Annotated in this window: 2 protein-coding genes; both read left to right on the top strand. The window is 37.8% G+C overall.

All coding sequences use genetic code 11. From position 1 onward, the window contains the following. Positions 1-84: 84 nt before the first annotated feature. Positions 85-528 (top strand): hypothetical protein, encoded by a 444-nt coding sequence (locus ACTQX6_RS12590; RefSeq protein ID WP_270599048.1) that lies wholly within the window; start codon positions 85-87, stop codon positions 526-528. 7 nt (positions 529-535) lie between these two features. Then, on the top strand, positions 536-1,102 hold the full coding sequence (locus ACTQX6_RS12585) for an IS1595 family transposase (RefSeq protein WP_441657723.1): 567 nt from the start codon (positions 536-538) through the stop codon (positions 1,100-1,102). Positions 1,103-1,133: the final 31 nt, after the last annotated feature.

The following is a 1,133-nucleotide window of genomic DNA, read 5'->3' as shown; positions in this document are numbered from 1 at the left end:
CGCTTAACCTTCAATTTGTTGATATGACATAAATAGTGTCGAATCAGACAGTATTTTATAAGTACAGAGAAACGAGGTACTTATATGTTGATGAATACTAGTTCTGATTTTTTAGTCCCTTCCATTGATGAAAAACTTTGCGCTTATCAAAAAGATCGTATTTCTCAAATGATCCGTGATTATCTGGAAATCAATCAACAGATGGATCACTTTCATTTCGAATACTGTCCTAAATGTGGTCAACATCATCCCATGCTTGTAAAAGCGGGTAAAACCAAGGCTGGTAAACAGATGTTGAAATGTAATTCCTGTAAAAAACGCTTTGTATGTGATCATGGTCAGTTGACTTACTATTCTCATCAACCGCAGTCAAAATGGAACGATCTGATTATAGAAACGCAGAATGGAAATTCTCTGCTTCATACAGCTGCTAAAATCGATGTACATGAATCCACTGCTTTTCGTATGCGTCACAAATATCTTCATTTCATTGAAGATATGGAGTGTCCCATATGTGCTACATCATGAAATCGAAATGGATGAAACGTATGTGACACATTGCCGTAAAGGCCGTTTTATCAAAGATCATCCCGGCAAGAAGCGGGGGACCCGTGCTTCCAGGGCCGGTTTGTCCGATGAGAAAGTGTGCATAATAACAGCAGTGCAACGCCTGGGAAAATGTATTGCACGTTCGCTGAATGTATCGAAACCTTCTATAAAAAATGTAGAAGACTTTTGTCAATCCGTTGCCAATAAAAGCTACGTCTGGACAGATGGACTGCAAAGTTATACGAAGGTTCTCTGTGAAAAGAAATGCACCAACAAAGTTTTGAATACCTACAGTAAATACGATGCCGTCAATCATCTGAACAATGTCAATTCATTCCATTCAATGATCAAGGAGCAGTATCGGTTTTACCGGGGAGTATCCAGCAAATACATCAACCGATATAATGCTCTGTTTACATTACAGAAGGAATATCAGGGAATGGACTCACAAGAATTCCTGTTACTGATTATGAAAAGATTGAGAGGACAAGTTAGTTACTTTTTTATTCGTCAAATACGAAAAGAAGATCTTTTTAAATTTGCGATTACTTAAAAGGCTATGTCAACAAATTGGAGGTTAAGCG

This window comes from Faecalicoccus sp. LCP19S3_E2, from assembly GCF_052121255.1.
In the GTDB taxonomy this organism is placed as follows: Bacteria; Bacillota_I; Bacilli_A; order Erysipelotrichales; family Erysipelotrichaceae; genus Faecalicoccus.
This window is presented reverse-complemented; position numbering and strand designations above follow the sequence as displayed.

What these genes read in the sequence shown, in the direction of transcription:
- ACTQX6_RS12590 (WP_270599048.1), top strand. Translation starts at nt 85, where the DNA reads ATGTTGATGAATACTAGTTCTGATTTTTTAGTCCCTTCCATTGATGAA.
- ACTQX6_RS12585 (WP_441657723.1), top strand. Translation starts at nt 536, where the DNA reads ATGGATGAAACGTATGTGACACATTGCCGTAAAGGCCGTTTTATCAAA.